General features: G+C 70.3%; 10 protein-coding genes. 6 read left to right on the top strand and 4 right to left on the bottom strand.

What is annotated here, in order from left to right:
• Positions 1 to 98 precede the first annotated feature (98 nt).
• Entirely contained in the window at positions 99 to 1,571 is a 1,473-nt protein-coding gene (locus KVT45_RS32415; protein ID WP_217552706.1) for a regulator, read from the bottom strand.
• A 248-nt stretch (positions 1,572 to 1,819) separates the two neighbouring features.
• Between KVT45_RS32415 and lipB the strand changes: the two genes are divergently transcribed.
• From lipB to KVT45_RS32385, 6 genes are all read left to right on the top strand, one after another.
• A complete protein-coding gene (gene lipB, locus KVT45_RS32410) occupies positions 1,820 to 2,623 on the top strand; it encodes a lipoyl(octanoyl) transferase LipB (RefSeq protein WP_217552705.1) in 804 nt (267 codons plus the stop codon).
• Between the two features lie 191 nt (positions 2,624 to 2,814).
• A complete protein-coding gene (lipA, locus tag KVT45_RS32405; protein ID WP_217552704.1) occupies positions 2,815 to 3,780 on the top strand; it encodes a lipoyl synthase in 966 nt (321 codons plus the stop codon).
• Positions 3,781 to 4,029: 249 nt separating this feature from the next.
• Positions 4,030 to 4,227 carry a hypothetical protein gene (locus KVT45_RS32400; RefSeq protein WP_089101191.1) on the top strand — a complete coding sequence of 66 codons (198 nt, stop codon included), beginning with the start codon at positions 4,030 to 4,032 and terminating at the stop codon, positions 4,225 to 4,227.
• 72 nt (positions 4,228 to 4,299) lie between these two features.
• Positions 4,300 to 5,001: a DUF4191 domain-containing protein gene (locus tag KVT45_RS32395; RefSeq protein ID WP_217552703.1), complete on the top strand. Its 702-nt coding sequence runs from the start codon at positions 4,300 to 4,302 to the stop codon at positions 4,999 to 5,001.
• Positions 5,002 to 5,163: 162 nt separating this feature from the next.
• A complete protein-coding gene (locus KVT45_RS32390; RefSeq protein WP_217552702.1) occupies positions 5,164 to 6,246 on the top strand; it encodes a right-handed parallel beta-helix repeat-containing protein in 1,083 nt (360 codons plus the stop codon).
• Positions 6,247 to 6,288: 42 nt separating this feature from the next.
• Complete coding sequence (locus tag KVT45_RS32385) at positions 6,289 to 7,353, top strand: methyltransferase (protein WP_254647652.1); 1,065 nt, start codon at positions 6,289 to 6,291, stop codon at positions 7,351 to 7,353.
• Positions 7,354 to 7,434: 81 nt separating this feature from the next.
• Here KVT45_RS32385 and KVT45_RS32380 read toward each other — a convergent pair whose 3' ends face one another.
• Genes KVT45_RS32380 through KVT45_RS32370 form a run of 3 tightly spaced genes read right to left on the bottom strand, consistent with a single transcriptional unit; the run spans position 7,435 to position 8,534 of the window.
• Positions 7,435 to 7,767: a TcmI family type II polyketide cyclase gene (locus tag KVT45_RS32380; RefSeq protein ID WP_217552701.1), complete on the bottom strand. Its 333-nt coding sequence runs from the start codon at positions 7,765 to 7,767 to the stop codon at positions 7,435 to 7,437.
• A gap of 34 nt (positions 7,768 to 7,801) precedes the next feature.
• The gene (locus KVT45_RS32375) at positions 7,802 to 8,281 is read right to left on the bottom strand and encodes an SRPBCC family protein (RefSeq protein ID WP_217552700.1); all 480 of its coding nucleotides are present in this window, start codon (positions 8,279 to 8,281) and stop codon (positions 7,802 to 7,804) included.
• A 1-nt stretch (position 8,282) separates the two neighbouring features.
• On the bottom strand, positions 8,283 to 8,534 hold the full coding sequence (locus tag KVT45_RS32370) for an acyl carrier protein (protein ID WP_217552699.1): 252 nt from the start codon (positions 8,532 to 8,534) through the stop codon (positions 8,283 to 8,285).
• Between the last annotated feature and the right edge of the window lie 35 nt (positions 8,535 to 8,569).

Here is an 8,569-nt window from a genome sequence, read left to right as displayed (position 1 = left end):
CCAACGGCGAGTGGCGACGGCCCGCCCGGCACCGCCGAACAACACCGTCGTGGCTGATCACCGCTGCGGCGGAAAAGCAGGTGAGCCGCAGCGGACCGTCAGTTCAGTGCGGCCACCTTCTCCCGGTAGCCCTTTACCGGTGCCGCGTCCTTGTAGGGCTCCAGGCGGCGTTCGAAGTCCTTGACGTATTCGATCGCGCGGACCGAGCGCATCTCCGCCGCCGCCCCCGCCGCCTCCACGCCGAGCGCGCACGCCTGGTCGAGTTCGCCGAGGCCCAGGCGGGCCGTGGCGAGGACGACGCGGCAGAAGAGGCGGCTGCGGGCGTACGAGGGCGCACGGAGCTGGAGCGAGCGTTCGGCGTGCTGGGCGGATGCCCGGAACTGCTGGAGGTCGCGGTGGCAGTGGCCGAACTCGTCGGCCAGCTGCGCCTCGTCGAAGAAGCGGGCCCAGTAGGGGACTTCGTCGCCGGGACGAGCCGTCTCCAGGGCGCGTTCGGCGCGGACGAGCGCGCCCGTGCAGGCGCGCACCTCGCCGAGGACCCCGTGGGCGCGCGCCTCGGCCGCGTGGAGAAGGGCCTGGACGACCGGCGGGGCACTGGTGCCCACCCCCTGCTGGGCGACCCGCGCGAGCTGCACCGCCTCCCGGCCGTGGCCGAGGTAGACCGCCTGGCGGCTCATCGTGACGAGGACGTAGGAGCCGTAGGCGCGGTCACCCGCCGCCTGGGCGAGGCGGAGGGACTGGACGAAGTAGCGCTGGGCGAGGCCGTGCGCGGCGATGTCGTACGACGTCCAGCCCGCGAGCCGGGTCAGGTCGGCCGCGGCCCCGAACAGCTTGCGGCCGGTCTGCTCGCCGTAGGTGCCGCGCAGCATCGGCTCGCACTCGTGCTCCAGGTAGCGGACGAGGGCCTGCCGGGCGTGGCCGCCGCCGTACTGGTCGTCGAGGGAGCGGAAGAGTTCGCCGACCGAGCGGAGCGCGGCGATGTCGCCGCCGGTCACCTTCTGGCCGGGCCCGCGCTCGGCCTGCCCGCGTGGCCGCACCGGTGCGAGCGGCACCGACTTGGGCGCCGCGGGCCGGGTCTGCGCCGGCACCCGGGCGACCGCCGGCGCCGCCGGCTCGCCGCGGGCCACCCTGTCGTCGGCGCGGCCGATCAGCCAGTCCCGGCTGGGCACCACGAGCCCGGCCGGGGTGAACGCGATCTTGCGGAGCTCGGCGTGGCTGCCGGAGTCCTTGCGCCACAGCCCGCTGACGATGTCGACGGCTTCTTCGGGGGTGGCGGCGAACTCCAGCCCGGCGTAGACCGGGGCGCAGGCGTCGAGACCGAGGTCCTGGGCGGTGAGCCGGCGGCCGAGGCGCCGGGTGAAGACCTCGGCGATCAGGGCGGGGGTGGTGCCCCGGGGCTGCTGGCCGCGCAGCCACCGGGTGACCGATGTCTTGTCGTATCTGAGATCCAGCCCGTGTTCGAGACCGAGTTGGTCGACGCGACGGGCCAGACCCGCGTTGGAGAACCCCGCTTCTGCGATGAGCGCGGCGAGCTGGCGGTTGGGGGTGCGCTGCGCGGGTCGGTCCGTCATCTGGAGTGCGGTCTCCTGCCTTCTGGCTCAGCTGAGTCGCTTGTGCCCGGATTGCCGGTGAGCAGCCCTTTTGGCGCTCATGGACGGCGCGAATGTAGCGGAGAGTGAGCAGTCGATCGCACATCTCGACGTTCATTCATCCGATCGTGTGAGGATTGACCCCAGGGCTGACGCGCGACGGGCGGACGTACAGTGGCTTGGGCGCGTTATGTGCCTGACACACCCATCGCCCGAGGGAGGCGCTTGCCGTGAGTGAGTTGCGGTTCGTCCGCATGGGGTTCGGCGCGGATGCCGTCGAGTACCAGGAGGCATGGGACGAGCAGCGCCGGGTGCACACGGCGCGGTTCGCCGACGAGGTGCCCGACACGGTCCTGCTGCTCGAACACCCCCCGGTGTACACGGCGGGCCGCCGTACCGCGGACAACGAGCGGCCGCTCGACGGCACCCCGGTCATCGACGTGGACCGCGGCGGCAAGATCACCTGGCACGGCCCGGGCCAGCTGGTGGGCTACCCGATCCAGAAGCTCCCGCGCCCGGTGGACGTGGTCGCGCACGTACGGCGCCTGGAGGAGGCGCTGATCCGCGTCTGCGCCGAGTTCGGCCTGGAGACCACGCGGGTCGAGGGGCGCAGCGGGGTGTGGGTGCTCGGCGACCCGGTCGAGCAGCGGCCGCAGGCCCTCGGCGGGCTCTCGCTGGACTTCGACCCCCGGCTGACGGACGAGGAGTTCGACCCCCGCCTGAACGGCCCGGAGTACGCGCCCTCCAACGCCGGCCAGCGCCGCGAGGACCGCAAGATCGCCGCGATCGGCATCCGGGTGGCCAAGGGCGTGACCATGCACGGTTTCGCCCTCAACGTGAACCCGGACAACAAGTGGTTCGACCGGATCATCCCGTGCGGCATCCGGGACGCGGGCGTGGCCTCCCTCGCCGGCGAGCTGGGCCGGGACGTGACGATCGGGGAGGTGCTGCCGGTGGTGGAGCGGCATCTGACGGACGTCCTGGAGAACGCGGAACTGAGGCCGAGGGTGATCGAGAAGGCGCCGACGGCATAAAACCGGTCCGCCCGGCACTTGAGGACGGGGGGTGCCACGAACAGCCCGTCCGGCGCCTGAGGACGAGGCCGTTCAGGCCGAAGCGGGGGCCTGGGGGCGGCAGCCCCCAGAGGTCAGCACCAACACCGGGCATTCAAATCAACGGGCGTACCCTGAAGGTCGCCGAAGAATCAATCGCTAGGGAGCCGGTCGTGTCCGCAGTCTCACCCGACGGACGCAAGATGCTGCGCCTGGAGGTCCGCAACGCCGAGACCCCCATCGAGCGCAAGCCCGAGTGGATCAAGACGCGGGCGAAAATGGGCCCCGAGTACACGAAGATGCAGAACCTCGTGAAGAGCGAGGGCCTGCACACGGTCTGCCAGGAAGCCGGCTGCCCCAACATCTACGAGTGCTGGGAGGACCGCGAGGCGACCTTCCTCATCGGCGGCGACCAGTGCACCCGGCGCTGCGACTTCTGCCAGATCGACACCGGCAAGCCCGAGGCCCTGGACCGCGACGAGCCGCGCCGCGTGGGCGAGTCCGTGGTCACCATGGACCTGAACTACGCGACCATCACCGGCGTCGCCCGCGACGACCTGGCGGACGGCGGCGCCTGGCTGTACGCGGAGACGGTCCGCCAGATCCACGCGCAGACGGCGGAGCGCGAGGCCGGCCGCACCAAGGTCGAGCTGCTCGCCCCCGACTTCAACGCGGTCCCCGAGCAGCTCGCCGAGGTCTTCTCGTCCCGCCCCGAGGTCTTCGCGCACAACGTCGAGACCGTGCCCCGGATCTTCAAGCGGATCCGCCCCGGCTTCCGCTACGAGCGCTCGCTCAAGGTCATCACGGCCGCCCGCGACTTCGGCCTGGTCACCAAGTCCAACCTCATCCTCGGCATGGGCGAGACCCGCGAGGAGGTCGGCGAGGCGCTGCGCCAGCTGCACGAGGCGGGCTGCGAACTGGTCACCATCACGCAGTACCTGCGCCCGAGCGTCCGGCACCACCCCGTGGAGCGCTGGGTCAAGCCGCAGGAGTTCGTGGAGCTGAAGGAGGAGGCCGAGCAGATCGGCTTCTCCGGTGTCATGTCCGGCCCGCTCGTGCGGTCCTCGTACCGCGCCGGCCGCCTGTACCAGATGGCCGTCGAGAAGCGTGGCGCGTTCGTCGCCGCACAGGCGGTCTGACGGCCCGGCCCGGCGCCCGGCCGCCGAGCGTGTGAATTCACGCACAAACTACTACCGGCCAGTAATGACCGAATGGACGCGGTCCTGACCGTCCTCGCTGATGAGGGCGTACGTCAGGGCCGCGTCAGCGTTCCGGGCCCGCGTATCAAGGTTTCATTGGCGTTTGACCGGTCGGTCACGCCCTGGTAACACCGAACAGTGACCCTGGTATCACAGCACGTACACCCACTTCGAGGGGGGACCTCCACCATGCAGGCCGCGCCCGTTCGCGCCACCGCGATCCCGTCCTTCACCGACGCGCTGCGCGCCGTCGAGTCACTCCTCATGAGCGGCGGCCAGCGCACCGCCCGCCAGAACGCCTGGACCTCCGTACTGGAGGACCGCCGTCGCGCCAAGGACCGGGTCGAGGCCCAGCACTTCCTGGAGCAGGCCGCCGGCCGCTCCTGACACCCCCTTCCACAGGCCTTTGTCGGGACACTGCCGTCGTAGGCACTCCCGGGGCCACGTAGACTGCGGGGCATGGCGAGGAAGGAACCCGCAGCGGACGCTGCGAATGCCGGACGACTGAAGCAGATCGTCCTGACGTACAAGATGACGCGCAAGGCCGACAAGACGATCGGTCTGGTGCTTGCCGGTGTCGGTCTCGGCACCCTTGCGGTCTTCCTCGTGATCGGCTTCCTGATCGGACACCCGGTCTATCTGGGCATCCTGGGCCTGCTGCTCGCCTTCCTCGCGACGGCGATCGTCTTCGGCCGGCGGGCCGAGCGGGCGGCCTTCGGCCAGATGGAGGGCCAGCCGGGCGCGGCGGCCGCCGTTCTGGACAACATCGGGCGGGGCTGGACGACGACGCCGGCGGTGGCGATGAACCGCAGCCAGGACGTGGTGCACCGGGCGGTCGGCAAGGCCGGCATCGTCCTGGTCGCCGAGGGCAACCCGAACCGGGTGAAGACCCTGCTGGCCGCCGAGAAGAAGAAGATGGCCCGGATCGTGGCCGACGTGCCGGTGCACGACGTGATCGTGGGCACGGGTGAGGACCAGGTCTCGCTGAAGAAGCTGCGGACCACGATGCTCAAGTTCCCGCGCGTGCTGACCGGCCCCCAGGTGACGACGACCAACGACCGACTGCGGGCGATGGGCGACCTGATGAGCAACATGCCGCTGCCGAAGGGCCCGATGCCCAAGGGCATGCGGATGCCGAAGGGCGGCGGCAAGGCCCGCTGAGCCCACGCACCCGACTGCCACTGCGATGGGGGGCGCCCGGATCACTCCGGGCGCCCCCCATCGCCGTAGGGAGCCACGGGGCACCCAGCGGGCGCCCGATGACACGCCGCCGAACGGAGCATCCAACCGGTTATCGGTTCATCTGCTCCTAACCTTCCAAATGTGACAAAACGCCATATCGCATACCTCGCGTGCAGCGCCGCCCTGTGCGGCTCTCTCATCGGCGCCGCTCCGGCGACCGCCACGCACCGCGTTCTCCGGGTGCACCCGGGCGAGTCCATCCAGAAAGCGGTCAACGCCGCCCAGCCCGGCGACACGGTCCTCCTCGCGGCCGGCACCTACCACGAGAGCGTCAAGGTGACCACGCCCGGCCTCACGCTGCGCGGCGTGGGCCCGGACACCGTGCTCAAGCCGGGCAAAAAGGTGAAGAACACCGCGAAGAAGGCCGCCCAGAAGTCCTGCGCCGAGATGGGCAACGGCATCTGCGTGGTCGGCGCCAAGAAGCAGCCCGTCGAGGACGTGACCATCGCCCGCATGACCGTGACCGGGTTCTCCCGGATCGGCGTCATGGCCGTGGGCGCGGCCAACCTGCACGTGCACGGCGTGGAAGCCGTGAAGAACGGGCAGTGGGGCATCGCCGAGGAGCGCTCGGTGCACAGCACCTACCGCTACAACGTCGCCCGGAACAACGGCGACGCGGGCCTGTTCCTCGCCAACTCCGTCACCACGGAGAAGGGCGCCGTCGACACCGGTGGCACGGTCGTCGAGCACAACCGCCTGGAGCGCAACCGGATCGGCGTCACCGTCCGCCGGCTGCGCAACCTCACCGTCTCGGACAACACGGTGACCGGCAACTGCGCGGGCGTGTTCGTCGTCGGCGACGAGAACAAGCCGAAGGCCGGTCATCTGACCGTCGCCGACAACAAGGTCGTGAAGAACAACAAGTACTGCAAGAAGACCGCGCGGCTGGCCTTCCTGCAGGGCTCCGGCATCGTCCTGACCGGCACCGAGAAGACCCTGGTCACCGGGAACACGGTCACCGGGAACTCCGGCAAGTCCCCGCTGTCGGGCGGTGTCGTGGTCTTCAAGAGCTTCGTGGGTGTCACCAGCGACAAGAACCAGATCACCCGCAACAAGCTGTCGGGCAACGCCCCCGCCGACCTGGTCAACCAGGAAGCCGCCAAGCGCGGCAACACCTTCAAGCAGAACACCTGCAAGAAGTCCAAGCCGGCCGGTCTGTGCTGACCTGACGGCCGTACGACACCTCACAAGGAAGGAAGGCGGCACATGACCGCACCAGCACGCGACCTCCCGACGCCGGCCAAGGGGCTGGAGGAGGACGCTCCGCCGCCGTCGATGCGGCTGCGCGAGCTCGTGTTCGGGGCGGCCTGTGCCGCCGCCGTCCGCGCGGCCGCCCGGCTGCGCGTCGCCGACGCGCTCGGGGACGCCCCGATGACCGTGGAGTCCCTGGCGTCCGCGGTGAAGACCGACCCGAAGCCGCTGCGCCGGCTGCTGCGCGCCCTGTCCTGCTACGGCGTCTTCGCCGAGCGGCCGGACGGGACGTTCGCGCACACCGAGACCTCCCGGCTGCTGCGCGAGGACGACCCGCACAGCCTGCGCTACATCGCCCTGTGGTGCACCGAGCCGTGGACCTGGGACGCCTGGCCGATGCTCGACGAGGCCGTGCGCAGCGGCCGCAACGTCGTCGAGGACCTCTACGGCAAGGAGTTCTTCGTCTATCTCAACGAGGACGCGCCGGAGTCGGCGGACGTCTTCAACCGGGCGATGACCACCTCCAGCGAGCAGTCGGCCCGGGAGGTCGCCGCGCTGCTCGACCTGTCCGGCAGCCGGTCGGTCGCGGACCTCGGCGGCGGGCAGGGGCACGTGGTGGCCAGCCTGCTGGACAAGTACCCGGCGATGAAGGGCTATCTGCTGGATCTGCCCCAGGTGGTGGAGAAGGCCCTGCCCCGGCTGCGCGAGGGCGGGGACCTCGCGGACCGGGCGCGGGTGGTGCCCGGTGACATCCGGGAGGCCGTGCCGGTCGACGCGGACGTCTACATCATCAAGAACATCCTGGAGTGGGACGACGACTCCACCGCGCGGCTGCTCGCCAACGTGGTCGCGGCGGGCGGTCCCGGGGCCCGGGTCGTGGTGATCGAGAACCTGGTCGACGACACCCCGTCGATGCGGTTCAGCACCGCGATGGACCTGCTGCTCCTGCTGAACGTCGGCGGGGCCAAGCACACCACCGACAGCATGGTGCGCCGGCTGACGGAGGCGGGTCTGAGCGTCAACGACATCGGGCCGGTCAACCCGTACCTGCACGCCTTCGACTGCACGGTGCCCGCCTGACGCGGGTGTCCCGGCACGCGCCGGTGCCGGGCCCGCGTCGTGCGCGGGTCCGGCACCGTTGGCGTACGGCGGTACGCGGGGTCACGCGCCGCCGTCGCGCTCCCAGAGGTAGAAGCGCTGGGCCATCGCGTCCTTCGGGGAGCGCCAGGTCTCCGGGTCGTACGCGCTGACGTACGCCGTGAGACGGTCGCTGACGTCCCTGAACTCGGGGTGCGAGGTGACCTTGGCGATGGCCGGTCCCGGCTCGCGCTCGGACTCGATGAGGTGCATGTACACATCACCGAACTGGAAGAGGCTGCGCCGGGTGACCCCGACGAGGTGCGGCAGTTCTCCCCGGTCGGAGTCCGCGAACACCTTCGCGATGTCGGGGGCGGAGCCCGGTGCCATACGGGCGACGATCAGGGCCTGGTGCACGTGTCTCTCCGTTCCTGTCTTCCTGACGGCCGGTTCAGTCGGCGAGGGCCGGGGCGGGGCGCCGGCCGGTGGCGGCCTTCTCGATCTTGTCGCGGATCAGGGCCATCTGGACCTTGGAGTTCTTGTTGATGTTGTCGGTCATCCAGTCGTCGTCGACGGGGGCTTCCGGCTTCATCGCGAAGTCCTGGGTCCAGACCATCCGGGTGCCGGCGGGCACCTCCTCGTACTGCCAGACGATGTCCATGTGCGCGAACGGGCCGGTCTCGACCCGGCGGGCCTTGACGCGGAGGTTGCGGCGGTCCGCCGAGCGCTCGGAGACCCAGCTCCACACCTTGCCGTTCTCGTCGGGGTGCATGGTCAGCCGGAAGGTGACCTTGCCGCCCTCGTCGGAGAGGATCTCGGCGCTGGCGTACTCGCTGAACAGCTGGGGCCAGTTGGCCACGTCGTTGGTCATGTCCCAGACCAGGTCGACGGGCGCGGCGATGGTGATCTCGTTCTGGGTGTGTCCGGTCATGTCAGGCTCCCGCGGGCATGGCGCTGTTGACGAGGTCGAGGAACTGGCGGGGCGTCTTGCACCGCTCGGCGTCGACCGGCATCGGCACACCGTGCCGGTTCTCCAGCTCGCCGACGATGCCGAGCAGGCCCAGCGAGTCGACGCCGAGGACGTCGAAGCCGCTGTCGGACCGGTCCTGGAGGTCCGCCGGGGAGACGGTGACGCCGGCGGCCTTCTTCATGAGTTCGGACAGTTCGTCCACGGTGATGCTCATAGGAACTCCTTCTGCTTAGCTGCTGGGCAGCTGGT

The sequence above is a fragment of the Streptomyces sp. GbtcB6 genome (assembly GCF_019091475.1).
Lineage (GTDB): Bacteria > Actinomycetota > Actinomycetes > Streptomycetales > Streptomycetaceae > Streptomyces > Streptomyces hyaluromycini.
The sequence above is the reverse complement of the archived record's forward strand: the minus strand, read 5'-3'. Positions and strand labels throughout refer to the sequence as shown.